General features: G+C 66.6%; 23 protein-coding genes and 1 tRNA gene. 22 read left to right on the plus strand and 2 right to left on the minus strand.

Going from position 1 to position 24,728, the window contains the following annotated elements; genetic code table 11:
- Window positions 1-41: 41 nt before the first annotated feature.
- The 8 genes from ribD (at window position 42) to hisF (ending at window position 5,966) form a co-directional block, all read left to right on the plus strand.
- A complete protein-coding gene (gene ribD / locus ACR65K_RS09150) occupies window positions 42-1,181 on the plus strand; it encodes a bifunctional diaminohydroxyphosphoribosylaminopyrimidine deaminase/5-amino-6-(5-phosphoribosylamino)uracil reductase RibD (protein WP_440152376.1) in 1,140 nt (379 codons plus the stop codon).
- Window positions 1,181-1,843, plus strand: coding sequence for a riboflavin synthase (locus ACR65K_RS09155; RefSeq protein ID WP_440152377.1), 663 nt, complete (start codon window positions 1,181-1,183; stop codon window positions 1,841-1,843). Before ribD ends, ACR65K_RS09155 begins: the two co-directional genes overlap by 1 nt.
- Window positions 1,840-2,598: a 3,4-dihydroxy-2-butanone-4-phosphate synthase gene (gene ribB / locus ACR65K_RS09160; RefSeq protein WP_440152378.1), complete on the plus strand. Its 759-nt coding sequence runs from the start codon at window positions 1,840-1,842 to the stop codon at window positions 2,596-2,598. Before ACR65K_RS09155 ends, ribB begins: the two co-directional genes overlap by 4 nt.
- Complete coding sequence (gene ribA / locus ACR65K_RS09165; protein ID WP_440152379.1) at window positions 2,595-3,329, plus strand: GTP cyclohydrolase II; 735 nt, start codon at window positions 2,595-2,597, stop codon at window positions 3,327-3,329. The genes ribB and ribA overlap by 4 nt, the downstream gene beginning before the upstream one ends.
- Window positions 3,330-3,346: 17 nt before the next feature.
- A complete protein-coding gene (gene ribH, locus ACR65K_RS09170) occupies window positions 3,347-3,835 on the plus strand; it encodes a 6,7-dimethyl-8-ribityllumazine synthase (RefSeq protein ID WP_440152380.1) in 489 nt (162 codons plus the stop codon).
- A gap of 104 nt (window positions 3,836-3,939) precedes the next feature.
- On the plus strand, window positions 3,940-4,203 hold the full coding sequence (locus tag ACR65K_RS09175) for a phosphoribosyl-ATP diphosphatase (protein WP_009358176.1): 264 nt from the start codon (window positions 3,940-3,942) through the stop codon (window positions 4,201-4,203).
- 85 nt (window positions 4,204-4,288) lie between these two features.
- Window positions 4,289-5,149, plus strand: coding sequence for an ATP phosphoribosyltransferase (gene hisG / locus ACR65K_RS09180; RefSeq protein ID WP_142121470.1), 861 nt, complete (start codon window positions 4,289-4,291; stop codon window positions 5,147-5,149).
- A 40-nt stretch (window positions 5,150-5,189) separates the two neighbouring features.
- Window positions 5,190-5,966: an imidazole glycerol phosphate synthase subunit HisF gene (gene hisF / locus ACR65K_RS09185; protein ID WP_056333399.1), complete on the plus strand. Its 777-nt coding sequence runs from the start codon at window positions 5,190-5,192 to the stop codon at window positions 5,964-5,966.
- 81 nt (window positions 5,967-6,047) lie between these two features.
- Here hisF and ACR65K_RS09190 read toward each other — a convergent pair whose 3' ends face one another.
- Window positions 6,048-6,692, minus strand: a complete 645-nt coding sequence (locus ACR65K_RS09190) for a TIGR03085 family metal-binding protein (protein WP_056333402.1) — start codon at window positions 6,690-6,692, stop codon at window positions 6,048-6,050.
- A gap of 112 nt (window positions 6,693-6,804) precedes the next feature.
- Here ACR65K_RS09190 and hisI point away from each other — a divergent pair, with 112 nt between their 5' ends.
- The 11 genes from hisI (at window position 6,805) to pyk (ending at window position 22,185) form a co-directional block, all read left to right on the plus strand.
- A complete protein-coding gene (gene hisI, locus ACR65K_RS09195) occupies window positions 6,805-7,260 on the plus strand; it encodes a phosphoribosyl-AMP cyclohydrolase (protein ID WP_440152381.1) in 456 nt (151 codons plus the stop codon).
- A gap of 105 nt (window positions 7,261-7,365) precedes the next feature.
- The gene (locus tag ACR65K_RS09200) at window positions 7,366-8,928 is read left to right on the plus strand and encodes an anthranilate synthase component I (protein WP_440152383.1); all 1,563 of its coding nucleotides are present in this window, start codon (window positions 7,366-7,368) and stop codon (window positions 8,926-8,928) included.
- A gap of 14 nt (window positions 8,929-8,942) precedes the next feature.
- Window positions 8,943-9,632 carry a Trp biosynthesis-associated membrane protein gene (locus ACR65K_RS09205; RefSeq protein WP_440152623.1) on the plus strand — a complete coding sequence of 230 codons (690 nt, stop codon included), beginning with the start codon at window positions 8,943-8,945 and terminating at the stop codon, window positions 9,630-9,632.
- A gap of 104 nt (window positions 9,633-9,736) precedes the next feature.
- Entirely contained in the window at window positions 9,737-10,024 is a 288-nt protein-coding gene (locus ACR65K_RS09210) for an HGxxPAAW family protein (protein WP_056333411.1), read from the plus strand.
- The gene (gene trpC / locus ACR65K_RS09215; protein WP_440152384.1) at window positions 10,024-10,845 is read left to right on the plus strand and encodes an indole-3-glycerol phosphate synthase TrpC; all 822 of its coding nucleotides are present in this window, start codon (window positions 10,024-10,026) and stop codon (window positions 10,843-10,845) included. The genes ACR65K_RS09210 and trpC overlap by 1 nt, the downstream gene beginning before the upstream one ends.
- 128 nt (window positions 10,846-10,973) lie before the next feature.
- Window positions 10,974-12,293 (plus strand): tryptophan synthase subunit beta, encoded by a 1,320-nt coding sequence (gene trpB / locus ACR65K_RS09220; protein WP_056333417.1) that lies wholly within the window; start codon window positions 10,974-10,976, stop codon window positions 12,291-12,293.
- 11 nt (window positions 12,294-12,304) lie between these two features.
- Window positions 12,305-13,138, plus strand: coding sequence for a tryptophan synthase subunit alpha (gene trpA / locus ACR65K_RS09225; protein ID WP_440152625.1), 834 nt, complete (start codon window positions 12,305-12,307; stop codon window positions 13,136-13,138).
- Window positions 13,139-13,141: 3 nt separating this feature from the next.
- Window positions 13,142-14,296 (plus strand): prolipoprotein diacylglyceryl transferase, encoded by a 1,155-nt coding sequence (lgt, locus tag ACR65K_RS09230; protein ID WP_440152385.1) that lies wholly within the window; start codon window positions 13,142-13,144, stop codon window positions 14,294-14,296.
- Window positions 14,297-14,560: 264 nt separating this feature from the next.
- Window positions 14,561-19,174: a glutamate synthase large subunit gene (gltB, locus tag ACR65K_RS09235; RefSeq protein ID WP_056333426.1), complete on the plus strand. Its 4,614-nt coding sequence runs from the start codon at window positions 14,561-14,563 to the stop codon at window positions 19,172-19,174.
- A complete protein-coding gene (locus ACR65K_RS09240) occupies window positions 19,167-20,624 on the plus strand; it encodes a glutamate synthase subunit beta (protein WP_440152386.1) in 1,458 nt (485 codons plus the stop codon). Before gltB ends, ACR65K_RS09240 begins: the two co-directional genes overlap by 8 nt.
- 64 nt (window positions 20,625-20,688) lie before the next feature.
- Window positions 20,689-22,185, plus strand: coding sequence for a pyruvate kinase (gene pyk / locus ACR65K_RS09245; protein ID WP_440152387.1), 1,497 nt, complete (start codon window positions 20,689-20,691; stop codon window positions 22,183-22,185).
- Window positions 22,186-22,255: 70 nt separating this feature from the next.
- Here the strand turns inward: pyk and ACR65K_RS09250 are convergent, their stop codons facing one another.
- Window positions 22,256-22,861 carry an ANTAR domain-containing response regulator gene (locus ACR65K_RS09250; protein WP_009358190.1) on the minus strand — a complete coding sequence of 202 codons (606 nt, stop codon included), beginning with the start codon at window positions 22,859-22,861 and terminating at the stop codon, window positions 22,256-22,258.
- A 201-nt stretch (window positions 22,862-23,062) separates the two neighbouring features.
- On the opposite strand from ACR65K_RS09250, the gene ACR65K_RS09255 reads away from it, so the two are divergent.
- The 3 genes from ACR65K_RS09255 (at window position 23,063) to ACR65K_RS09265 (ending at window position 24,712) form a co-directional block, all read left to right on the plus strand.
- Window positions 23,063-23,144 (plus strand) — tRNA-Leu (locus ACR65K_RS09255).
- An 87-nt stretch (window positions 23,145-23,231) separates the two neighbouring features.
- Window positions 23,232-24,362 carry a tyrosine-type recombinase/integrase gene (locus ACR65K_RS09260; RefSeq protein ID WP_440152388.1) on the plus strand — a complete coding sequence of 377 codons (1,131 nt, stop codon included), beginning with the start codon at window positions 23,232-23,234 and terminating at the stop codon, window positions 24,360-24,362.
- Between the two features lie 74 nt (window positions 24,363-24,436).
- On the plus strand, window positions 24,437-24,712 hold the full coding sequence (locus tag ACR65K_RS09265; protein WP_440152389.1) for a hypothetical protein: 276 nt from the start codon (window positions 24,437-24,439) through the stop codon (window positions 24,710-24,712).
- Window positions 24,713-24,728: the final 16 nt, after the last annotated feature.

The raw sequence follows: 24,728 nt of genomic DNA on the forward strand, positions 1-24,728 counted from the left end.
GCTGCCTCCAAGGCAGCCACCCAACCCGTCCCGGCCGCCGCATGACGCGCGCCGTGGAACTGACACCCGCCGCCGGGGTGGTCACAGCCTTCAGCGCCGATGAAACCCGGGCCATGGAGCTGGCCCTGCAGGCAGCCCTGCTGGGGCCGCGCGGCGCGAACCCACTGGTGGGGGCCGTCGTCGTCGGTCCTGACGGACGCCACCTTGTCACCGGCCACCACCGCGGCGCCGGCACCGCGCACGCCGAAGCGGACGCAATTGCCCAGGCCGCCGCCGTCGGCCTGGATCTTTCCGGGTGCACCATGATGGTCACCTTGGAACCCTGCAACCACGTGGGCCGCACCGGGCCGTGCACGGAAGCAATCATCGAAGCCGGCATCACCGACGTCGTGTACGCCGTCGACGATCCGCATGACCCCGCCGCCGGTGGCGCCGCAACGCTGCGGACGGCCGGCGTCCGGGTCCGCAGCGGCCTCGGTGCCGACGAGTCCCTGGACATGAACCGCCAGTGGTTTGAGGCCGTCGCCGCCAAGCGCCCGTTCGTCACCCTCCACATCGCCCAGACCCTGGACGCCCGGATAGCTGCCGAAGACGGCACCAGCCAATGGATCTCCAGCCCGGAGTCGCTGGCAGACAACCACGGAATCCGCAGCCGCATCGACGCCATCCTGGTGGGCAGCCAGACCGTGCTGGTGGACAATCCGCGACTGACCGCCCGGGAACCCTCCGGCGGCCCCGCACCCAAACAGCCGGTACGGGCTGTCATGGGACTACGCGGGATTCCGGACGGCGCCGCAATCCGCGGTGATGACGGCCTGGCGGTCCACCTTCCCACCCGCGACCCGCGCGAAGCGTTGACCATGCTGTACAAAACCGGCATCCGGCACGTCATGGTGGAAGGCGGGTCAAGGATCCTCAGCGCCTTCCTCTCGGCGGGCCTGGTGGACGAACTCATCGTGTACCTGGCGCCCACCCTGCTGGGATCCGGCACCCCCGCCCTGAACGGGCTGGGCATTACCAGCCTCCCGGACGCCCAGCAATGGGAATGGGACGAGGCCGACGGCGGCGCCGTCCGCACGCTCGGCCGGGACCTCAGGCTTCACCTCAGACCGCAACGGAAAGTTGCACTCGACCACCCACCAACCCGCGGCAACGCGGAGCAAGCCCAGGGAGGCTACTGATGTTCACCGGAATAATTGCCGAGCAGGGGCAGGTGCTGTCCGTGGAGCGCGACGGGAACACCAGCGCCACCGTGCGGCTGCACGCCCCCGGCTCCACCGAAGGCCTGCCACTTGGCGGCTCCATTGCCGTGAACGGGGTCTGCCTCACGGCAACCGCCATTGACGGCAAGGAGTTCAGCGTGGATGTCATGGGGGAAACCTTGGTCCGGAGCACCATCGGCGAACTCGTTGCCGGGGATTCGGTCAACCTGGAACGCTGTGTTCCTGCAGGCGGACGCCTGGACGGGCACGTCGTACAAGGCCACGTTGACGGCGTCGGAGTCCTGCTGGAACGCGAACCCCTGGGCAACTGGGAGCGGCTGCGCTTTGGTGTCCCCGCCAACCTGGCCCGCTACATTGCCGAGAAAGGCTCCATCGCCATTGACGGGGTCTCCCTCACTGTGACGGCCGTCAGCCCGGCATCGGAGCAGGAGCCCTGGTTCGAAGTGGGCCTGATCCCCACCACCCTGGCCGAAACGGGCCTGGGCACCAAAACCGCCGGCAGCCGGGTGAACCTGGAGGTCGATGTCCTGGCCAAGTACACCGAACGGCTGCTTGCCTTCCGCGATGCGGGCGCTGCAGCCGGTACCGGCGGCACCGCGGTTGCGGGAGGTGCACGGTGAACGCCGCGGTACACCTGGAATCCGCCGCTGCCGGGGATGCGGTCACCACCGATGCTCTCTCCGGCGGCGGGACGGCCGCCCCTGCCAGGGGATTGGACTCCATCGAGGAGGCAGTGCGCGCAATGGCCGCAGGCCGGCCCGTGCTCGTGGTCGACAACGAGGACCGCGAAAACGAAGGCGACATCATCTTCGCCGCCCAGCACGCCACGCCCGCACTGATGGGCTGGACCATCCGGTACAGCTCCGGCGTGATTTGCGTGCCGCTGACCGGCGAACGCGCCGACGCCTTGGCGCTGCCTCCCATGACGGCCGTCAACGAGGACGCCAAAGGTACGGCCTACACAGTGTCCTGCGACGCCGCGATCGGCGTCAGCACGGGAATCTCCGCGACGGACCGCGCCCTCACCGCCCGCATCCTGGCCGACCCGCAGGCCACCCCGGCCTCCGTGACCCGCCCGGGGCATATTTTCCCGCTCCGTGCGGTTGACGGTGGTGTGCGGGAACGCCAGGGCCACACCGAGGCCGCCGTGGACCTGTGCCGCCTTGCGGGCCTGGAGCCCGTCGGGGTGATCGCGGAAGTGGTGTACGACGACGGTGAAATGATGCGCCTGGACGGCCTGCGTTCGTTCGCAGCGGAACATGGATGTCCCCTGATCTCCATCGAGGACCTGGTGGCGTATCTTGAAGCCGGGGCCGGGGGAACCCAGCGTGAGGATGTCCGGGTAACGCCGGGCGTACAGAAGGAGAAACGATGACGGCAGCGGCAGCCAGCGACGACAGCCAGCAGAACGGCCACCGGAAGCACCACGCAGTATCCGGCGAGGCACCCCATCCCGTCAGCGGAGGGCCCGTTGTGCAGCTGCCCACCGCCTTCGGCGATTTCGTGGCCCAGGCATGGACTGACCTGGTGACCGGTGTGGAACACCTGGCCGTCAGTTCCCCCAACGCCCCCACCGATGGTAAAGCGCCCCTGGTGCGCCTGCACTCCGAGTGCCTCACCGGCGATGTCTTTGGCTCCTACCGCTGCGACTGCGGCGAACAGCTTGCCTACGCACTGGAACTGATCCGGGACAACGGCGGCACCCTGCTCTACCTGCGCGGCCAGGAAGGACGAGGCATCGGCCTGGCCAACAAGATCAAGGCCTACGCCCTGCAGGAGGCCGGCTTTGACACGGTGGAGGCCAATGAACAACTGGGCCTGCCCGTTGATGCCCGGTGCTACAAGGCCGCAGCCCAGATCCTTGCCGAAATGGGCCTGCACGAGGTGCGGCTGCTCAGCAACAACCCGGACAAGCAGAACCGGCTTGCCAAGGCGGGCGTGAACGTCGTGGAGATGGTGCCCACGGAGGTGCCTTCCCGCGAACAGAACATCCGCTACCTGCGCACCAAGAAGGACCGCATGGAACACCGGCTGCTGCTGGATACCCAGGTGGCCCCGGTGCCTGTGCCGGCCCCCGAAACCCCTTTCGACCACGAACAAGACTGAACGGAACAGAAGAACCCATGAGTGGACACGGCGCCCCCGACATCGACCTCAGCACCCTTAACCCGGCCGAGACCTCGCAGCTGAAGCTCGCGATCGTCGCAGCCAGCTGGCACACGCAGATCATGGACGGGCTCCTGGACGGCGCGCTCCGGGCCGCCAAGGATGCCGGCATTGCCGAGCCCACCGTGCTGCGTGTTCCCGGCAGCTTTGAGCTGCCGGTTGCTGCAGCACGCCTGGCACCGCACTTTGACGCCGTCGTTGCCCTCGGCGTCGTCATCCGCGGCGGAACCCCGCACTTTGACTACGTCTGCCAGGCCGCGACGTCGGGCCTGACCGACGTCAGCGTCTCCACCGGCGTGCCGGTGGGCTTCGGCGTGCTCACCTGCGACAACGAACAGCAGGGACTGGACCGCGCCGGCCTGCCCGGCTCCAAGGAAGACAAGGGCCACGAGGCCGTCACGGCGGCGCTGGCCACCGCCGTTGTGCTCAAGCAGTACCAGGGCTAAGAGGCAGCCCGCTGTGCGGGCGCGATGTGTATTCGCTCACATCGCGCCCGTCATGCAATGGCCCGGGAAGCGCCGGCGCGGCCGCAGCAAGTAGGCTGGAGGGCGTGAAGAATTTCGAGACGCTGTTCGCTGAGCTCAGCGAGAAGGCAGCCACCCGCCCGGAAGGCTCCCGCACCGTCGCTGAATTGGAGTCCGGTGTTCACGGCATCGGCAAAAAAGTCGTTGAGGAAGCAGCCGAAGTATGGATGGCTGCCGAATATGAATCCGATGAAGCCGCGGCCGAGGAAATTTCCCAGCTGCTGTACCACCTGCAGGTTCTGATGCTCGCCAAAGGCCTGACCCTGGAAGACGTCTACAAGCATCTGTAGCCACGGGTCCGGCGCGCTGACGCCGGGCCCGCTGTGGCCTGCACTGCCTGAAACCCAGACCTTCCACCCCAGAAAGAATTCCCCAATGCTGCGAGTAGCCGTCCCCAACAAGGGCTCCCTGTCCGAAGCCGCCTCCGCCATGCTCTCCGAAGCCGGATACCGCCAGCGCCGCGACAGCCGCGAACTGGTCATGGTGGACCCCGACAACGACATCGAGTTCTTCTTCCTCCGCCCCCGCGACATTGCGGTCTACGTCGGCCAGGGAACGCTCGACGTCGGCATCACCGGACGCGACCTGCTGCTGGACGCCGGGGTGGAAGCCGAAGAGCTGCTCCCGCTGGGATTCGCCGCCTCCACCTTCCGCTTTGCCGGCCCCGTGGGCGACTTCGCCTCTGCCGCCGAACTTGAAGGCAAGCGCCTGGCCACCAGCTACGATGGCCTGCTGCGCAGCTACCTGGCCGAACGCGGCATCAACGCCAAGGTGGTCCGCCTGGACGGGGCGGTCGAATCCTCTGTCCGCCTCGGCGTCGCGGACGCCATCGCCGACGTCGTGGAAACCGGCAACACGCTCAAGGCCGCCGGCATGGAAATCTTCGGTGATCCCATCCTCAAATCCGAGGCCGTCCTGATCCGCCGCACCGGCAACGGGGGAGCAGCCAACGGCACCGCCAGGGAAATCGACGTCCTCATCCGCCGCCTCCAGGGTGTCCTGGTGGCGCGCCAGTACGTGCTGATGGACTACGACATCCGCAAGGAGCTCGTGGAAAAGGCTGCCGGCCTGACCCCCGGCCTCGAATCGCCCACGGTTTCCCCGCTGCGTGATTCCGACTGGGTGGCCGTCCGGTCCATGGTGCCCAAGAAGGAAACCAACCGGATCATGGATGAACTGTACGACCTCGGCGCCCGTGCCATCCTGGTCAGCAGCATCCACGCCTGCCGCATCTGACAACCGGCACCCCAGCACCACCGAATATCCAGGAGTTCCCATGGCAGTAGCAGTACGCGTCATTCCCTGCCTTGACGTCGACGCCGGACGCGTCGTCAAGGGCGTCAACTTCGAGGGCCTGCGCGATGCCGGCGACCCCGTGGAACTCGCCCACCGCTACGACAACGCCGGTGCCGACGAACTGACGTTCCTTGACGTGACGGCGTCCTCCGGCAACCGCGAGACCACGTTCGACGTGGTGCGCCGCACCGCGGAGGAAGTCTTCATCCCGCTGACGGTGGGCGGCGGCGTCCGCGGCGTGGCCGAGGTGGACAAGCTCCTGCGCTACGGCGCGGACAAGGCCTCCATCAACACCGCGGCCGTGGCCCGGCCCGATGTCATAGACGAAATCACCCGCCACTTCGGTTCCCAGGTGCTGGTCCTGTCCGTTGACGCCCGCCGCACCCGCCCGGGCTCGCAGCCCACGCCGTCGGGATTCGAAGTGACCACCCATGGCGGCCGCACCGGCACCGGGATCGACGCCATCGAATGGGCCAGGGAAGCAGCGGACCGCGGGGTGGGGGAGATCCTGCTGAACTCCATCGACGCCGACGGCACCAAGGACGGCTTCGACCTCGAACTCATCAAGCTGGTCCGGGCCGCTGTCAAGGTTCCCATCATCGCCTCCGGCGGCGCGGGGGAGCCTGCGCACTTCCCGCCGGCCGTTGCAGCCGGTGCGGACGCAGTCCTGGCCGCCTCGATTTTCCACTGGGGACCGGACGACATGATGTCCCAGGTCAAGGAAGCCATCCGGGAAGCCGGCTTCGAAGTCCGGTAATTCCCGCCCGCGAGCGTGCGGGTGGGCCCACGCCCGCAGGGTTCCCTGACCGAGCTTGCGAGGTTAGGGAGCGGGTGGGGACTACAAACCTACTTCGGCTGACTGGAGGAGGGCGACGGCGTCCGGCTGGCCTTCGAAGGTGACCAGGGCATGGCGGGTGCGGCCGTGCGCGTGCATCAGCAGTTCGCCCGGCTCACCGACGATCGCCACCGAAACGGGTGCCCGTTTGGCGACGTGGCGCGGACCGGACGGACGGACCAGGACAATGCCCAGGTCCACGCCGCGGTACAAAATGGCGGCGCGCTTGACCAGTTCATCCCACAGGGCGTCCGAGTATGCCTCATCAAGTGCCCGGGGCGCCCACCGGTCCACGGCCCGCCGGACGTCCTCCGTGTGCACGAAGTACTCAATGAGGTTGGCACTTTCGTCCAGGGCCTTGATGCTCATCGGCGAAAGCGCCGGGGGACCGGCGCGGAAGGTGTTGACCAGCCGGGCATAGTCGTCGTTGCTGGTCAGTTTTGCCGCCAGCCTGGCGGTCGCCTGGTCTGAGGCCTTGGCCAGGCGCTTGATGATCAAACCAAGTCCGACGGCGGCCTTCCGCTCGCGCAGGTAGAGGTGCGCGGCAAGGTCCCTGGTACGCCAGCCCTTGCAGAGAGTGGGCGCATCAGGGCCGGCCGCAAGCAGGGTTTCGGCCAGGACTTCTCGGGACGGTTCGACGAAATGCATCACTTGTGAAACTAGCACGAGAGGCGCGGAGTTGGGCAGCACTTCAGCGGCCGGTGGCGTGCCGTTGTTCACAACAGGAGTACGGGCGCGTGTTGGCACTAGACTTGACCCGATGTCTGAGCAGCCAACCCCCGTCCCAAGCGCAGGATCCGCCGTGCCACCGCCCGTGGAATCCGTGCCGCCGTCGCCTGAAGAAGCTGTGCCGCCGGCCGGCCCACTGCCCCGGGAAGTGGCCGCTGCGCTCAAGCGCGACGGCGCCGGCCTGGTGGCCGCAGTGGTGCAGCAGTACGACACCAACGAAGTCCTGATGCTTGGCTGGATGGACGACGAAGCGCTGCACCGCACCATGACCACCGGCCGCGTCACCTTCTACTCCCGCTCACGGCAGGAGTACTGGCGCAAGGGCGATACTTCAGGGCACGTCCAGTGGGTCAAGTCCGTGGCCCTGGACTGCGACGGCGACGCACTGCTGGTGCGCGTGGACCAGGTGGGCGCGGCCTGCCACACGGGTACCCGCACCTGCTTCGACGGCCGGGCCCTCGACGTGGTGGCAAGCCAGGCAGGTTAAGCGGATACGCTGCCCGGCCGGCCTCCCTCCACGGCCACCCCAGCAAGAACACCAAGGTGCCCGGCACTGCCGGCCCTTATGAAGAACAGGCGGACAAGCATAACCATGCAGGACCTTGGAACCATCAGCCCGAGCCTCGAGGAATTCCGGGAACTTGCCGGCCACAGCCGCGTCATTCCCGTCAGGCTCAAGGTCCTCGCCGACGCCGAAACCCCCATCGGGCTGTACCGGAAGCTGGCGCAGGGGCAGCCAGGCACCTTCCTCATGGAATCGGCAGCCGTGGGCGGAGCCTGGTCGCGGTACTCCTTCATCGGCGCCAGGTCGCGCGCCACCCTGACCACCAGGGACGGCCAGGCACACTGGCTGGGCGAACCGCCCGCAGGCGTCCCGGTCAGCGGCAGTCCCGTGGACGCCATCCGCGACACCATCGAGGCGCTGCGCACCGACCGCTTCGAGGGGTTGCCGCCGTTTACCTCCGGCCTGGTGGGCTTCCTCGGCTGGGAGACGGTCCGCCACTGGGAACGGCTGGTCAGCCCGCCCGAGGATGACCTGCAGCTGCCGGAAATGGCCCTGAACCTGGTCACCGACATGGCCGTGCACGACAACGTGGACGGCACGGTCCTGCTGATTGCCAACGCCATCAACTTCGACAACAGTTCCGAGCGCGTGGACGAGGCCTGGCACGACGCCGTCGCCCGGGTCAAGGAACTTCTGGCCAAGATCAGCGCGCCCGTGGTGCAGCCGGTCTCCGTGCTGGCACCGGCAGCCTTGGACTTTGCGTCCAGCGTCCAGGAACGCTGGGACGAGGCTGAATACCTTGCCGCGCTGGACCGCGGCAAGGAAGCCATCGTGGACGGCGAGGTCTTCCAGGTGGTGATCTCGCGCCGGTTCGAGATGGAGTGCAAAGCCTCCGCGCTGGACGTCTACCGCGTCCTCCGGAACACCAACCCCAGCCCCTACATGTACATCTTCAGCCTGGCCGACGCCGACGGCCGCCAGTACTCGATTGTCGGGTCCTCGCCGGAAGCGCTGGTGACGGTCACGGGCGAGGAAGTCATCACCCACCCCATCGCCGGCTCGCGTCCGCGCGGAAAGACGGTCGAAGCGGACAAGGCCCTCGCCGAGGAGCTCCTGGCGGACCAGAAGGAACGCGCCGAGCACCTGATGCTCGTGGACCTCTCCCGGAACGACCTCTCCAAGGTCTGCGTGGCCGGCACGGTGGATGTCACCCAATTCATGGAGGTGGAGCGGTTCAGCCACATCATGCATCTGGTATCCACCGTGGTGGGCCGGCTGGCCCCGCAGGCCAAAGCGTACGACGTCCTGAAAGCGACGTTCCCGGCCGGCACCCTCTCGGGTGCCCCCAAGCCCAGGGCGCTTCGCCTCCTCGATGAACTGGAACCGCACCGCCGGGGCATTTACGGCGGCGTGGTGGGCTACCTCGACTTTGCCGGCGACATGGACATGGCCATCGCCATCCGGTCCGCCTTGATCCGTGAAGGACGGGCCTACGTCCAGGCCGGCGGCGGCATCGTGGCTGACTCGGTGAACCCCACCGAGGCGCTGGAAACCGTTAACAAGGCCGCCGCCCCGCTGCGCGCTGTGCACACGGCCGGATCGCTGCACAACATTTCCGCGGAATCCCTTCCCGGCGGGACAGCGTCCTGATGCCGGACTCTGACATGGCGCCAAACCGGCCTGGCGACGCGGCCAGGGCAGGAGCAGCGGATACGGCGGCCAAGGCGGGCAAGCCTGCGAAGAACCGGGCCGTACCGGCCTGGGCGCGCAAGTCCACGCTGGTGCTGCTGATCGCCGTCCTGGCGCTGGCCGCGTTCGGCACCACCACCCAGACCTGGATGACTGCCACCCTGGACCCCAACCAGGTGGGACAGTCCGGAGCTGCCCAAAGCGTCATCCAGGTACAGGGCAGCAAGGCCGCCACCACCGTGACGGCCCTGGCCCTGGTGGCCCTCGCCGGCGGGCTCGCAGCGGCCATTGCGGGCAGGATCGCCCGGTGGGTCATCACTGCCATTATTGCCCTTGCCGCGGCCGGCGTGGTGGCCGCCGCGGCCACCGTCCTGGCCGACCCGCTCACGGCGGCGCAGGGGTCCATTGCAGCGGCCACCGGAGTCTCCGGCAGCCAGGCGCACGTGGAGCTGACCCCGTTCCCGGTACTCGCCGTCGTCGCCGGCTGCCTTCTCGCCCTGGCAGCCCTGCTGATCCTGCCCGCCTCCCGCTACTGGAAGGCGCGCACCAAATATGACGCCGCCGGCGCCGCGGGGACCGCAGCTGCGGGCGCAACGCCACCGGCCGGGCCCGTGGACGAAATCGACAGCTGGGACCGGCTTTCCCGCGGCGAGGACCCCACCTAACCCCGGCGGGCGCCTGGACCGGCAGTGGCGGCAAGCCCTGCGGTACACGGGCGGCAGCCAAAAAATGGCAGAATGTAAGCAGTATCCATCCTGAGGAGATTTCCATGAGCAAAGCACCTGCGTCCGTTTCCAAGTCAGGCACCCGCACGGTGGCCCCCGGCGCCATTGACCACAGCCAGGAACTGGGCCATGGCAACAGCCCGGCCGCCTGGACCTGCGTCATCGTCATGCTGGTAGGCGCGCTCATCGCCGCCATCGCCTTCGTCATCGCCAGCACGCCCATCTTCATCGGCGGCGCTGTTGTCATGGTCATCGGCCTGATCCTCGGTTACGTCATGCGCAAGGCAGGCTACGGCGTCGAAGGCAGCAAGCTGAAGAACTCCGGCCACTGATGGCGACTGTTCTCGACGACATCAACGCCGGTGTCAGGGAGGATATGGAGGCCAGGAAGCGGCTGGTTTCCCTGGCCGAGCTGAAGGACCTGGCCCAGGCCGCGGCACCAGCCCGTGACGCCTGGGCGGCCCTCGGCGGGACCTCCCCTACCCGGGAACAGCTGAAAGTCATTGCCGAAATCAAGCGCCGCAGCCCCTCCAAGGGAGATCTCGCCAGCATCGGGGATCCGGCGTCGCTCGCCAGGCAGTACGCCGACGGCGGTGCCTCCGTCATCAGCGTCCTCACCGAACAGCGCCGCTTTAACGGATCCCTGGCCGACCTCGACGCCGTGCGCGCCGCCGTCGACACTCCGCTGCTGCGCAAGGACTTCACGCTCGACGAGTACCAGATCTGGGAGGCCCGTGCCCATGGCGCCGACCTCATCCTGCTCATCGTGGCCGCCCTTTCCGACGCCCAGCTCGCCGAATTCAGCGCCCTCAGCCGGGACCTCGGAATGAACGTGCTCGTCGAGACCCACACGGAAGAGGAAATCGAGCGTGCCGTCGCGGCCAACGCCCGCATCATCGGCGTCAACGTGCGCAACCTCAAAACGCTCGACGTCGACCGTTCCGTCTTTGCCTCACTGGCAGGGCTGATTCCGGCGGAGGCTGTCGTGGTTGCCGAATCCGGCGTCCGTGACGCCGGCGACGTCACGGACTACGCCGCCAGCGGTGCCAACGCCATACTCGTGGGTGAGGCACTGGTAAGCCATGCCACGCCCCGGGAACGCATCGCCGAGTTCACCGCCGCGGGTGCCGCCGCCATTGCCGCCCGCGGCTGAGGCACGCACCACACCCTCCGGCTTCCTGCGGGGCCTGCAGCATGCCGGCCCCGCAGGATAGACATCCGGTTCCGGGCACACCGGACCCGCAGACTTTTGACCAACCACCACCGAACAGGACAGGACTGATGGCTGACGCACCCTCAGGAAACGCTGACAACAACACCGCGGAAGCATTCCTGCAGGGCGGATCCCTCCGCCACGCCCCGGGGCCGTACTTCGGCAACTACGGCGGGCGATGGATGCCCGAGTCCCTCATCGCTGCCCTGGACGAACTTGAAGAGACCTTCAACAAAGCCAAGGACGATCCCGAATTCCGGGCGCAGATCGCGGACCTGAATAAGAACTACTCCGGCCGGCCCTCGCTGCTGACAGAAGCCAAGCGGTTCTCCCAGCACGCCGGCGGAGTCCGCATTTTCCTCAAGCGCGAAGACCTCAACCACACGGGCTCGCACAAGATCAACAACGTCCTTGGCCAGGCCCTGCTCGCCAAGCGGATGGGCAAGACCCGCGTCATCGCCGAGACCGGCGCCGGCCAGCACGGCGTGGCCAGCGCCACCGCCGCGGCCCTCATGGGGCTCGAATGCGTGGTCTACATGGGCGCCGAGGACTGCCGCCGCCAGGCGCTGAACGTGGCCCGGATGGAACTCCTGGGCGCCAAGGTCATCCCCGTCACCAGCGGATCCCAGACCCTCAAGGACGCCATCAACGACGCCCTGCGGGACTGGGTGGCCAACGTTGACAACACGCACTACCTCCTGGGCACCGCGGCGGGCGCACACCCGTTCCCCGCCATGGTCCGCTACTTCCACGAGGTCATCGGCGAGGAAGCCCGCGCCCAGATCCTGGAGCAGGAAGGCCGGCTCCCGGACGCCGTCTGCGCCTGCATCGGCGGCGGCTCCAATGCCATCGGCATCTTCCACGGGTTCCTGGACGATCCCTCCGTCAAGATCTACGGCTTCGAGGCTGGCGGCGACGGCGTCGAAACCGGCCGGCACGCTGCCACCATCACGCTTGGCAAGCCTGGCGTCCTCCACGGCGCACGGTCCTACCTGATGCAGGACGATGACGGACAGACCATCGAGTCGCACTCCATTTCCGCGGGCCTGGACTACCCGGGTGTCGGCCCCGAGCACTCCTACCTGTCCGATATCGGACGGGTCAGCTACGAGCCCATCACGGACAGCGAAGCCATGGAAGCCTTCCGCCTCCTGTGCCGCACCGAGGGCATCATTCCCGCCATCGAGTCCTCGCACGCGCTGGCCGGGGCCATGAAGGTGGGCCAGCGGCTTGCCGCCGAAGACCCGGCCTCTGCGGCTGAAAAGATCGTCATCGTCAACCTGTCCGGACGCGGTGACAAGGACGTGGCCACCGCCGCCGAATGGTTTGACCTGTTGGACAAGAATTCCGCCGAATCCGAAATCGGCAAAGAGGGGGAACAGCTGTGAGCAGCGCAGACATGGCCAACCAGGCAGAGGCCACCAGCAAGTCGGCAGCAGCCATTGACCGGGCACGGTCCCAGGGGCGCTCCGCCCTCATCGGATACCTCCCCGCCGGCTACCCCAGCGTGGAGGACACCATCGCCGCAGGCATTGCCCTGGCGGAGAACGGTGCGGACCTGATCGAGATCGGCATTCCCTACTCGGATCCCGTCATGGACGGTCAGGTCATCCAGGCCGCCACCACCGAGGCACTCGCCAAGGGCTTCCACGTCAGCCAGGTGTTCGACGTCGTTGCCGGCATCACCAGCAGGACCGACGCCGCTGTCCTGGTCATGACCTACTGGAACCCTGTGGTCCGGATGGGCGTGGACGAGTTCTCGCGCCGGCTGGCCGAAGCCGGGGGAGCCGGGCTCATCACCCCGGACTTGATTCCGGACGAGGCCGCCGAATGGATGGCAGCCTCGGACAAGTACGGCCTGGACCGGGTGTTCCTCGTGGCACCGTCCTCCACCGCGGAACGCATGCAGCGGACCGTGGATGCAAGCCGCGGCTTCGTCTACGCCGTGTCCATCATGGGCGTCACCGGAGCCCGGACATCTGTCAGCACCGCAGCCAAGGATGTTGTCGCCGCCGCGCACGGCGCCGGCGCCGAACGCGTCTGCGTCGGATTGGGCGTCTCCACGGCCGACCAGGTCCGGGAGATCGCTGCCTACGCCGAAGGCGTCATCGTGGGCACCGCCCTGGTGGCAGCCCTCCGCGACGGGGGAGTGGACGCCGTCGGCGCCCTTACCAAAGACCTGAGCACGGGCCTGACGCGGGAACCGGGCCTGACGCAGGAAACCGGGGCCTAAAGCATGCAGTCACTCCTTCAGGCAGCCGCGCTGGTGCCCGCCAGCATCCCCAGCCCGGACTGGTCCGGCTTCGACATTCCCCTGCCATGGGGCAGCCTGCGGATCCACGCCTACGCGCTGTGCATCCTCGCCGGAATCGTCGTGGGCCTGTGGCTGACGTCCGTTCGCTGGGCCAAGCGCGGTGCCCCTGAAGGCAGTGTCTGGGACATCGTCATCTGGGCCATCCCCTTCGGCATCATCGGGGGCCGGCTGTACCACGTGGTCTCGTCACCGGATGCCTACTTCGGCCCTGGCTTCGACGGCACCGGGGACCTCTCGCTGATTCCGCAGATCCAGCGCGGCGGGCTGGGCATCTGGGGCGCCGTCGTCCTTGGTGCCGTGGGTGCCTGGATCGGCTGCCGCCGCAGTGGCGTGAAGCTGAGCGCATTCGTCGACGCCGCGGCGCCGGGCCTGCTCCTGGCCCAGGCCGTCGGCCGGTGGGGCAACTACTTCAACCAGGAACTCTTCGGCGGTCCCACCACCCTGCCGTGGGGCCTCCAGGTCGATGCCGAAAACCCCAACTTTCCTGCGGGCATGCCCGCGGAGACCCTGTTCCACCCCACGTTCCTCTACGAATCGCTGTGGAACCTGGCCGGCGTCGTGATCCTGCTCGCCCTGGACCGGCGCTTCAACTTCCGCCGGAGCCGGCTCTTCTGGCTGTACGCCATGTACTACACCCTGGGCCGGGTCTGGATCGAGGCAATGCGCATCGACGATGCCGAACAGATCGGCATCCTGGGCATCACCACCAGGCTCAACGTGTGGACCAGCATCTTCGTGTTCCTGGCGGCCCTGACCGCCTTCATCCTCCTGGGACTCAAGGGCCGGCCGGACCCGGACACTGTGTACCTCCCGGGCCGCGAACCGGAGAAGACTGCAGAGCCGGGGATTGATGCGGGGCACAGTCATGAAGTCCGTGATCCGGACAATGTTGTCTCAGATAGTGATTCGCGTGGTAATCTCCCTGATAACCACAGCGGTTCCAGGCATGCTTCCGACCCCACGGAAGAAGCCGCGGCGGCACCGGCCGGCTCAAAGCCCGGAACGGATGCAACGGCTGCCGGACATTCCGGCAGCACAGCCACAGGATCCGCACCGGAGGCCGGCGCCGGCAAGTAGGGCGCAGGCCAGTCAGGGCAGCAGAGCCACCGCTCGAAGCGCCCGCAAACCACAATGTCGTGGCATGGGGCACCATCCGTCCAGCATCAATTTGCTGGCCGGTGATGCCTCGGGCAGGGGCCTGCGTAACCGTTAGTTCAGCAGGCTGCGCTGACCTACAATTTCCAGTAATCAACACTTTGTTGTGCCCACCGCAGCGGCGCCCGACGAGTGGGGCCAACGGTGTCCCTTCCATACGCACGATCAGGAGGAAGGACGTCTCCCATGACCCAAACTCTTAACACTCCCAGCTGGTCCGAACCGGACCAGCCTGAGACTGCAATGTCGCCGTTCAAGCGCTTCGCAGCCATGCCGGAGGCCGCCGGGCTCTACAACCCGGAACAGGAGAAGGACGCCTGCGGACTCGCGATTATCGCAACCCTGCGCGGCGAACCCGGGTACGACATTGTCGACGCCGCCCTGACCGCCCTGCGCAACCTGGAGCACCGCGGTGCCGTGGGTGCCGACGAGGGTACGGGCGACGGCGCGGGCCTGCTCATGCAGATCCCGGACGAGTTCTTCCGTGCAGTCACCGAGTTCGAGCTGCCCGCTCCCGGCCAGTACGTTGCCGGTACAGCCTTCCTGCCTGCCGAGCAGCGCGAAGCCGACGCCGCCAAGGCAGGTATTGAGGGCCTGGCCGCCGATGAGGGCCTGACGGTCCTCGGCTGGCGTGAGGTGCCGGTGGTCGCCGACCTCGTGGGCGCCATGGCCCGCGCCTGCATGCCTTACTTCTCCCAGCCCTTCCTGGCATCCGCCACGGGCGAGGAACTGGACCGCAACGAGCTCGACTCCCGCGCCTGGCGTATCCGCAAGCGCGCGCAGAACAAGTTCGGCGTGTACTTCCCCTCGCTGTCCTCCCGCACCATCGTCTACAAGGGCATGCTCACCACTGCCCAGCTGGAGCCGTTCTACCCGGACCTCTCGGACAAGCGGTTCAAGACCAAGCTCGCGATCGTCCACTCGCGCTTCTCCACCAACACCTTCCCGTCCTGGCCGCTCGCTCAGCCGTTCCGGACCATCGCCCACAACGGTGAAATCAACACCGTCAAGGGCAACCGGAACTGGATGCGGGCCCGCCAGTCCCAGCTGGCCAACCCGCTGCTGGGCGACTCCCCGGAAGAGCTGTACCCCATCTGCACCCCGGGAGCCTCGGACTCCGCGTCCTTCGATGAGGTAGCGGAGCTGCTGTGGCTCTCCGGCCGCCCCATCACCCACTCGATCATGATGATGATCCCGGAGGCCTGGGAAAACCACGCCACCATGGATCCGGCCCGCCGCGCCTTCTACGAGTACCACTCCCTGCTGATGGAACCGTGGGATGGCCCCGCCGCCGTCTCCTTCACCGACGGCAACCTGGTGGGCGCCACCCTGGACCGCAACGGCCTGCGCCCCGGCCGCTTCTGGATCACCGAGGACGGCCTGATCGTCTTCGCCTCCGAGGTGGGCGTGATCGACGTCGAACCCTCCAAGGTGGTCAAGAAGGGCCGCGTGTCCCCGGGCAAGATGTTCCTGGTGGACACCGAAGCCGGCCGCATCATCGACGACGAAGAGGTCAAGGCCGAAGTCGCCGCCGCCAACCCGTGGGCGGAATGGGTCAAGGACAACCTGATCGACCTCAACGAGCTGCCGGAGCGCGAGCACGTGGTCCACACCGCCGCGTCGGTGAACATCCGCCAGCGCACCTTCGGCTACACCACGGAGGAACTGAAGATCCTGCTGGGCCCCATGGCCCGCACCGGCGCCGAGCCGCTGGGCGCCATGGGCTCGGACACGCCGGTGGCCGTGCTGTCGAAGCGCCCCCGGCTGCTGTTCGACTACTTCGTCCAGTCCTTCGCGCAGGTCACCAACCCGCCGCTGGACGCCATCCGTGAAGAACTGGTCACGTCGCTGACCTGTGCCATCGGCCCCAACGGCAACCTGCTGGACACCAAGCAGGTCCGCCAGCCCCAGGTCCAGCTGCCCTTCCCGGTGATCAACAACGACCAGCTCGCCAAGATCGCCAACATCGAGGACGCCGACGGCAACCGCGTGGCCATGAAGGTCCGCGGCCTGTACCGCCCCGAAGGCGGCGAAAACGCGCTCCGTGCCCGGCTCACCGAAATCTGCGAGCAGGTTTCCGGCGCCATCAACCGTGGCGTGCAGTACATCGTGCTGTCCGACCGCGACTCCAACGCCCAGTGGGCACCCATCCCGTCGCTGCTGCTGGTCAGCGCCGTGCACCACCACCTGCTGCGCAGCGCTAACCGCACCAAGACCGCCCTGGTGGTCGAGGCCGGCGACGTCCGCGAGACCCACCACGTGGCCGTCCTCATCGGCTACGGCGCCTCCGCCGTCAACCCGTACCTGGCCATGGAATCCGTTGAGCAGCTGATCGCTGCCGGCGACGTCACCGGCGTCACCCCGCAGGACGGCGTCTACAACCTGATCAAGGGCCTGGGCAAGGGCGTCCTGAAGATCATGTCCAAGATGGGCATCTCCACCGTGGCGTCCTACACCGGCGCGCAGACCTTCGAGGCACTGGGCCTGGGCCAGGACCTGGTGGACGAATTCTTCGCAGGCACGCATTCGCAGCTGGGCGGCGTGGGCCTGGACGTGATCGCGGCCGAGGTTTCGGCCCGGCACCAGATGGCCTACCCCGAGGGCGGCATCGAGCAGCCGCACCGCCCCCTGCTGGGCGGCGGCGAGTACCAGTGGCGCCGCGACGGCGAACCCCACCTGTTCAACCCGGAGACCGTCTTCCGGCTGCAGCACGCCACGCGTGAACGCCGCTACGACATCTTCAAGGCCTACACCAGGGGAGTGGACGACCAGTCCACCAACCTGATGACCCTCCGCGGCCTGCTCAAGTTCAAGAACGACCGTCCGTCTGTTCCCCTTGAGGAAGTGGAGCCCGTCTCCAGTATCGTCAAGCGGTTCTCCACCGGTGCGATGAGCTACGGCTCCATCTCGCAGGAGGCGCACGAGACGCTGGCCATTGCCATGAACCAGCTGGGCGGCAAGTCCAACACCGGTGAAGGCGGCGAGGACGTGGACCGCCTCCTCGATCCCAAGCGCCGCTCCGCGGTCAAGCAGATCGCATCCGGCCGGTTCGGCGTCACCAGCCTCTACCTGACGAACGCTGACGACATCCAGATCAAGATGGCCCAGGGCGCCAAGCCCGGCGAAGGCGGCCAGCTGATGGCGCAGAAGGTCTACCCGTGGGTGGCCCGGACGCGGCACTCGACGCCCGGCGTCGGACTCATCTCCCCGCCCCCGCACCACGACATCTACTCGATCGAGGACCTGGCGCAGCTCATCTACGATGCCAAGCGCGCCAACCCCTCGGCGAGGGTCCACGTGAAGCTTGTCTCGGAAGTCGGGATCGGCACCGTGGCGTCCGGCGTGACCAAGGCCAAGGCCGACGTCGTACTGGTCTCCGGGCATGACGGCGGCACCGGCGCCTCGCCGCTGAACTCGCTCAAGCACGCCGGTGTCCCGTGGGAGCTCGGCCTGGCCGAGACCCAGCAGACGCTGATGCTCAACGGCCTGCGCGACCGCGTGGTGGTGCAGGTGGACGGGCAGCTCAAGACCGGCCGCGACGTGGTGATCGCCGCGCTGCTGGGCGGCGAAGAGTTTGGCTTCGCCACCGCACCGCTGGTGGTGGAAGGCTGCATCATGATGCGCGTCTGCCACCTGGACACCTGCCCCGTGGGCGTGGCCACCCAGAACCCGGAACTGCGGGCCCGCTTCAGCGGCAAGCCTGAGTTCGTGGTCAACTTCTTCGAGTTCCTCGCCGAAGAAGTCCGCGAGATCCTGGCCGAGCTTGGCTTCCGCAGCCTCGAGGAGGCCATCGGCCACGCCGAGGTCCTGGATACCCGCGAAGCGATTAACCACTGGAAGGCCGACGGCCTGGACCTGGACCCGATCCTGCACGGCCTGGAGTTCGACGACGACGCGCCGCTGCGCAACATGACCGGCCAGAACCACGAGCTGGACAAGCACTTCGACCAGCGCCTGATCACCATGGCCACCGAAGCGCTCACGGACCGCAGCCCGGTGAAGATCGCGGTGGACGTCATCAACACGGACCGTTCCGTGGGCACCATGCTGGGCCACGTGGTGACCAAGACCTTCGGCACGGACGTGCTGGCCACCGACACGATCGACATCACGCTGAACGGCACCGCCGGGCAGTCCCTGGGCGCCTTCCTGCCCGCCGGCATCACCCTGCGGCTCTACGGCGACTCAAACGACTACGTGGGCAAGGGCCTTTCGGGCGGCCGGATCATCGTCCGCCCGGACCGGACCAACGTCTTCAAGGCGGAGACCAACGTCATCGCCGGCAACGTCATCGGGTACGGCGCCACCAGCGGCGAGCTGTTCCTGCGCGGCCAGGTGGGCGAACGCTTCCTGGTCCGCAACTCCGGTGCCACCGCCGTCGTCGAGGGCATTGGCGACCATGGCTGCGAGTACATGACCGGCGGCCAGACGCTGATCATCGGGCGCACCGGCCGCAACTTCGGCGCCGGCATGTCCGGCGGCACCGCCTACGTCCTGGACCTGGACACTGCCAAGGTCAACAAGGACGCCCTGCAGTCCGGTGAACTCCAGCTTCGTGAGCTGGACGCCGAGGACCGCGACATTGTGCACGGCCTGCTGGTCAAGCACGTTGAAGAAACTGACTCCCAGCTGGCGGCGCGCCTCCTCGAGAACTTCGATGACACCGCTGCCCGCATCACCAAGGTGCTGCCGCGGGACTACGCGGCCGTGCTGCAAACCCGCCTCGACGCCATTGAAGAGGGCCTGGACCCCGACGGCGAAGAAGTGTGGTCTCGAATCCTGGAGGTAACCGGTGGCTGATCCACGCGGATTTCTGAAAGTACGCCAGCGTGAAACCCAGCCACGCCGCCCCGTTCCCGTCCGCATCATGGACTGGAAAGAGGTTTATGAGGCGCAGGAAAAGGGCACGCTGAAGGCGCAGGCCGGACGCTGCATGGACTGCGGCGTCCCGTTCTGCCACCAGGGCTGCCCGCTGGGCAACCTCATTCCCGAGTGGAACGACCTCATGTGGCGGGACAAGGGCGAGGAAGCGATCGAGCGGCTGCACGCCACGAACAACTTCCCCGAGTTCACCGGCCGGCTCTGCCCGGCACCCTGCGAGGCGTCCTGCGTGCTGGGCATCAACCAGCCCGCCGTCACCATCAAGCAGGTGGAGGTCTCGATCATCGACGAGGCGTGGGACAACGGCTGGGTCAGCCCGCTGCCGCCCGCACGCCTGACCGGCAAGACCGTTGCCGTCGTCGGCTCCGGCCCTGCCGGCCTGGCCGTCGCCCAGCAGCTCACCCGCGTGGGCCACACCGTTGCCGTTTACGAACGGGACGACAAGATCGGCGGCCTGCTGCGCTACGGCATCCCCGACTTCAAGATGGAAAAGGAGCAGGTGGACCGCCGCGTCGAGCAGATGAAGGCCGAAGGCACCCGCTTCCGGACCGGCGTCTCCGTGGGCATCGACGTCACCTGGGAGCAGCTGCGCAGGCGCTACGACGCCGCCGTGGTCTGCACGGGTGCCACCGTTCCGCGTGACCTGCCCATCCCCGGCCGCGACCTGGACGGCGTCCACTTCGCCATGGACTACCTGGTGCCGGCCAACCGCGCGGTTGCGGGGGAGACCATCGAGAACCAGATCAACGCCCACGGCAAGCATGTGGTGATCCTGGGCGGTGGCGATACCGGTGCCGACTGCCTGGGCACCGCGCACCGCCACGGCGCCGCCTCGGTCACCACCTTGGCCATCGGCAAGCAGCCGCCGTCGGAGCGTGCCGGCCACCAGCCGTGGCCCACGTTCCCCACCCTCTTTGAGATGGCCAGCGCCCACGAGGAGGGCGGCGAACGCACCTACCTCGCCTCCACGGTCGAATTCGTTGGCGAGAACGGCAAGCTCACCGGCGTCAAGGTGGCCGAGACCGAGTTCGTCGACGGCAAGCGCCTCCCCAAGGCCGGCACCGAGCGGATCATTCCCGCGGACCTGGTGTTCCTGTCCCTCGGCTTTACCGGCGCTGAACCTGCCGGGATCACCGAGCAGGTGCACGCCGAGTTCGACGGCCGCGGGAACGTCGCCCGCGACGGCTACTACATGACCAACACCGAAGGTGTGTTCGTTGCCGGTGACGCCGGCCGCGGGCAGTCCCTGATCGTGTGGGCCATCGCCGAAGGCCGCGCCGCCGCTGCCGCCGTGGACAAGTACCTGATGGGAAGCACCATCCTTCCCGCTCCCGTAGCGCCGACGGACCGGGCCATCGCCGTCCTCTAGGGGTGCATCGAGGGTTCACCTCGCCGACAACTTAACCAATGCAAGAGACCAATAGGGTAGGTATATGAGACGCGCAAAAATTGTGGCTACGTTTGGCCCGGCAATTGCCAGCTACGAGAACACCCTGGCTGTGCTGGAGGCCGGCGTTGACGTCGCCCGCATGAACATGAGCCACGGCGACTACACCGTGCATGACAACACCTATGAGAACGTCCGCAAGGCAGCAGCCGACCTTGGCAAGGCCGTCGCCATCATGGCCGACCTCCAGGGTCCCAAGATCCGCCTGGGCCGCTTCGTGGACGGCCCGCACGCGCTGGCCGTGGGTGACATCTTCACCATCACCACCGAGGACGTTCCCGGTACCCAGGAAATCTGCTCCACCACCCTGAAGAGCCTCACCGAGGACGTCAAGGTGGGCGACGCCCTGCTGATCGACGACGGCAAGGTGGCACTGCGCGCCATCGAGGTCGACGACGTCAAGGTGGTGGCCGAAGTTACCGTCGGCGGCATGGTGTCCAACAACAAGGGCATCAACCTTCCCGGCGTGGCCGTCAACGTTCCCGCGCTGAGCGAAAAAGACGAGGACGACCTCCGCTGGGCCATGCGCCGCGGTGTTGACCTGGTGGCACTGTCCTTCGTCCGCGATGCCTCCGACATCACCCGCGTGCACGAGATCATGGACGAGGAAGGCCGCCGCGTGCCGGTCATCGCCAAGATCGAAAAGCCGCAGGCCGTTGAACAGCTGCCCGAGATCATCGACGCGTTCGACGCCATCATGGTGGCCCGTGGCGACCTTGGTGTGGAACTGCCGCTGGAGGAAGTGCCGATCGTCCAGAAGCGTGCTGTGGAACTGGCACGCCGCTGGGCCAAACCGGTGATCGTGGCCACCCAGGTCCTCGAGTCCATGATCGACAACCCGCGCCCCACCCGTGCAGAGGCATCCGACTGCGCCAACGCCGTCCTGGACGGTGCGGACGCGGTCATGCTCTCCGGCGAAACCAGCGTGGGCAAGTACCCGATCGAAACCGTCAAGACCATGGCCCGGATCATCGAATCCACCGAGGTCCACGGCCTGGAGCGCGTCCCCCCGCTGGGCACCAAGCCCAAGACCCGTGGCGGCGCCATCACCCGTGCCGCCGTCGAAATCGCCGACCAGCTGGACGCCAAGTACATCTGTGCGTTCACCCAGTCCGGTGACTCCGCGCGCCGGCTTTCCCGCCTGCGTCCCATCAAGCCGGTCTTCGCCTTCACCCCCGTGGAGCAGGTCTGGAACCAGATGGCACTGACCTGGGGCATCCAGCCGGTTCTGGTGCAGATGGTGGACCACACCGACGCCATGACCGCACAGGTGGACCGCAGCCTGGAGGAAATGGGCCTGGTGCAGGACGGTGACCTGGTGGTCATCGCCGCGGGTTCGCCTCCCGGAAAAGCCGGATCCACCAACTCGCTGAAGGTGCACAAGGTGGGCGACCTCGCCGACTCCACCCGCGCCGGCGAGATTGGCAGCAACCGCGAGAAGCTCGGCCCCTGGCCGGAAAAGAAGAAGAAGGCCCAGGACTAGCCTTCAGGACAACAAAGGGAGGATCCCCACCGCTTGGTGGGGATCCTCCCTTTGTTTATTGCGCTGTGGCTTAGTTGACCTGGTTGATGATGGTTTCGGCGACCTCGCGCATGCTGAGGCGGCGGTCCATGGAGGTCTTCTGGATCCAACGGAAGGCTTCCGGCTCCGTCAGGCCCATCTTGGTGGTCAGCAGGCTCTTGGCGCGTTCGACCAGCTTGCGGGTGGCGAACTGTTCCTGAAGGTCGGACACCTCGCTCTCGAGGGCCTTGATTTCCTCGTGGCGGGAGAGCGCGATCTCCAGTGCGGGAATGAGGTCCGCGGGGGTGAACGGCTTCACCACGTAGGCCATGGCACCGGCGTCGCGGGCGCGCTCCACCAGTTCCTTCTGGCTGAAGGCGGTCAGCAGCACCACGGGGGCGATGCGGGCCTTGACGATCTTCTCGGCCGCGGAGATGCCGTCCATGACGGGCATCTTGACGTCCATGAGCACCAGGTCCGGCTTGAGTTCCTCGGCGAGCTGGACGGCCTTCTCACCGTTGTCCGCCTCACCCACCACGTCATAGCCTTCGCCGCGAAGGATCTCGATGATGTCGAGGCGGATGAGGGTTTCATCCTCTGCCACAATGACGCGGCGCGCCGGCTGGGACGTGGGCTTGGACTCCGTCTGTTCAGTCACGGGATCTCCTTGAAAAGGTACGGCGGGACATCACTATCTTAGGTGCCACCGCTGCTGTACTTGGCTTGCAGGGTTCGTTTGCGGCGACGGCGGCGCGATTCTGGAATTCAGCCTATCTGCATGTAGAGTAATTCCGCGTACGTGAAGCGATCGCGTTGCTCACAGTCAGCTGTGGGCGTACTTCGGCTTCACGTATTCCGCGCCCGAGTGGCGGAATTGGCAGACGCGCCGCACTCAAAATGCGGTATCGAAAGGTGTGTGGGTTCGAGTCCCACCTCGGGCACAGTGTTTCCGCAGGTCGAGCGGCACTTGCCACTTTGTGTGTTGACAAAAACGCCCAAAGTGTTGACAGCGGCGTACCGTTTTGTGTGTGGCCAGCATCCGTAAACGCACTAAGAAGGACGGTTCCTCGTCCTACATGGTGCTGTGGCGGGACCCAAAGAGCCGCGAGCAGCAGGGACTGACAGTCGCTAGCCTCGTCGAGGCTGAAACCCTGAAGAGGCTGCTGGACGCTAACGGCCAGTCGTTTGAGATCGCGCAGCACGCCATCCTGACAAACGAGAAGCGCCCTCCTACTGTGGCGGAAGTCATCCAGGAACATATCGATCTGTTGGTCCGCCCGTCGAGCGGAACAGTCAAGACGTACCAGACTATGCTTGAACTCCACATCCGGCCGGTCATCGGCCACGTTCCTGTGGACAAGCTCGACTACCGCGTCATTGCCCACTGGGTGAAGTCGATGATGGCCAAGGGCAAGGCGCCCAAAACGATCCACAACATCCACGGCCTCATATCAGCTTCAATGAATACCGCCGAGATGCTCGGCTACATCACCCGCAATCCCTGTCGTGGCGTGCAGCTCCCAAACATTGAGAAGGCTGAGGATGAGGCCATGTTCCTCACGCATGCCGAGTACAGGCTCATCATGGAGGGGATGGGGGAGCGTTACAAGTCCTTTACGGACTTCCTGGTCATGACCGGCACCCGCTTTGGAGAAGCCACCGCATTGACCGTGGCGGACGTGGATCTGCTTTCCAAACCGCCTACTGCACGGATCAACAAGGCGTGGAAGCGGGATGGGCAGAACCAGTTCTACGTTGGCCCAACCAAGACCGGGGCTGGCAAGAGGACTATCGGTCTGAACCCGGCGCTGGTTGAGCTGCTGATCCCGCTGGTGGCGAGCAGGCCTGGCAAGGACCTAGTGTTCACGACGCCCAAGGGCGGCCGAATTGTTCACAAGCTCTACTGGGACGATTACTGGATCCCTGCAGTTCGCACAGCCCAGGCCTTGGGCCTGACGAAAAACCCAAGGATCCACGATCTCCGCCATACGCACGCTTCCTGGCTTATCCAGGATGGCGTGCCCTTGTTCACCATCTCGCGTCGGCTGGGGCACGCCTCGACGAAGACCACCGAGCAGGTATACGGACACTTGATGCCGGAGGCATTGCAGGTCGGTGCTGACGCAACTGAGCGCTCGGTGACAGCTTTCCAGCGGTGATAGGAACCGGTCATGTCGGTGGGTCTTCGTACCTGCATGGAAGTGGAAACCAACTCTTCCCGATGGAGGTTTCCGTGGACATCGAATTTTTCGAGCCAGCCGAAGCAGCAGCCCTCATGCGCTGCACCGAGTCCTGGCTCCGCGATGGCGCCACCAGTGGACGCTTCCCCCATGTCTGTTGGGGGAAGGGAAAGATCATTTTCACTTCCGAACACATCCTCGAAATTGCGAAGCTGAGCGAGATCCTTCCCGGCAGTGCGGCTAGGCCTCTTCCAGTCAGCGGAGGGTCTGCGGTCAAGGAACGGCTCATCGGCACTCGGGCAAGAGTCAGGCTTGCACCAGCTAATTGAGCCAACCATTCCTCTT

The organism is Arthrobacter sp. SAFR-179, assembly GCF_059414945.1.

Excerpts from the sequence above, each read along its gene's own strand:
- ribD (WP_440152376.1), top strand. The coding sequence starts at position 42 with ATGACGCGCGCCGTGGAACTGACACCCGCCGCCGGGGTGGTCACAGCC.
- ACR65K_RS09155 (WP_440152377.1), top strand. The coding sequence starts at position 1,181 with ATGTTCACCGGAATAATTGCCGAGCAGGGGCAGGTGCTGTCCGTGGAG.
- ribA (WP_440152379.1), top strand. The coding sequence starts at position 2,595 with ATGACGGCAGCGGCAGCCAGCGACGACAGCCAGCAGAACGGCCACCGG.
- ribH (WP_440152380.1), top strand. The coding sequence starts at position 3,347 with ATGAGTGGACACGGCGCCCCCGACATCGACCTCAGCACCCTTAACCCG.
- hisG (WP_142121470.1), top strand. The coding sequence starts at position 4,289 with ATGCTGCGAGTAGCCGTCCCCAACAAGGGCTCCCTGTCCGAAGCCGCC.
- hisF (WP_056333399.1), top strand. The coding sequence starts at position 5,190 with ATGGCAGTAGCAGTACGCGTCATTCCCTGCCTTGACGTCGACGCCGGA.
- ACR65K_RS09190 (WP_056333402.1), bottom strand. The coding sequence starts at position 6,692 with ATGCATTTCGTCGAACCGTCCCGAGAAGTCCTGGCCGAAACCCTGCTT.
- hisI (WP_440152381.1), top strand. The coding sequence starts at position 6,805 with ATGTCTGAGCAGCCAACCCCCGTCCCAAGCGCAGGATCCGCCGTGCCA.
- ACR65K_RS09200 (WP_440152383.1), top strand. The coding sequence starts at position 7,366 with ATGCAGGACCTTGGAACCATCAGCCCGAGCCTCGAGGAATTCCGGGAA.
- ACR65K_RS09205 (WP_440152623.1), top strand. The coding sequence starts at position 8,943 with ATGGCGCCAAACCGGCCTGGCGACGCGGCCAGGGCAGGAGCAGCGGAT.
- ACR65K_RS09210 (WP_056333411.1), top strand. The coding sequence starts at position 9,737 with ATGAGCAAAGCACCTGCGTCCGTTTCCAAGTCAGGCACCCGCACGGTG.
- trpC (WP_440152384.1), top strand. The coding sequence starts at position 10,024 with ATGGCGACTGTTCTCGACGACATCAACGCCGGTGTCAGGGAGGATATG.
- trpB (WP_056333417.1), top strand. The coding sequence starts at position 10,974 with ATGGCTGACGCACCCTCAGGAAACGCTGACAACAACACCGCGGAAGCA.
- trpA (WP_440152625.1), top strand. The coding sequence starts at position 12,305 with ATGGCCAACCAGGCAGAGGCCACCAGCAAGTCGGCAGCAGCCATTGAC.
- lgt (WP_440152385.1), top strand. The coding sequence starts at position 13,142 with ATGCAGTCACTCCTTCAGGCAGCCGCGCTGGTGCCCGCCAGCATCCCC.
- gltB (WP_056333426.1), top strand. The coding sequence starts at position 14,561 with ATGACCCAAACTCTTAACACTCCCAGCTGGTCCGAACCGGACCAGCCT.
- pyk (WP_440152387.1), top strand. The coding sequence starts at position 20,689 with ATGAGACGCGCAAAAATTGTGGCTACGTTTGGCCCGGCAATTGCCAGC.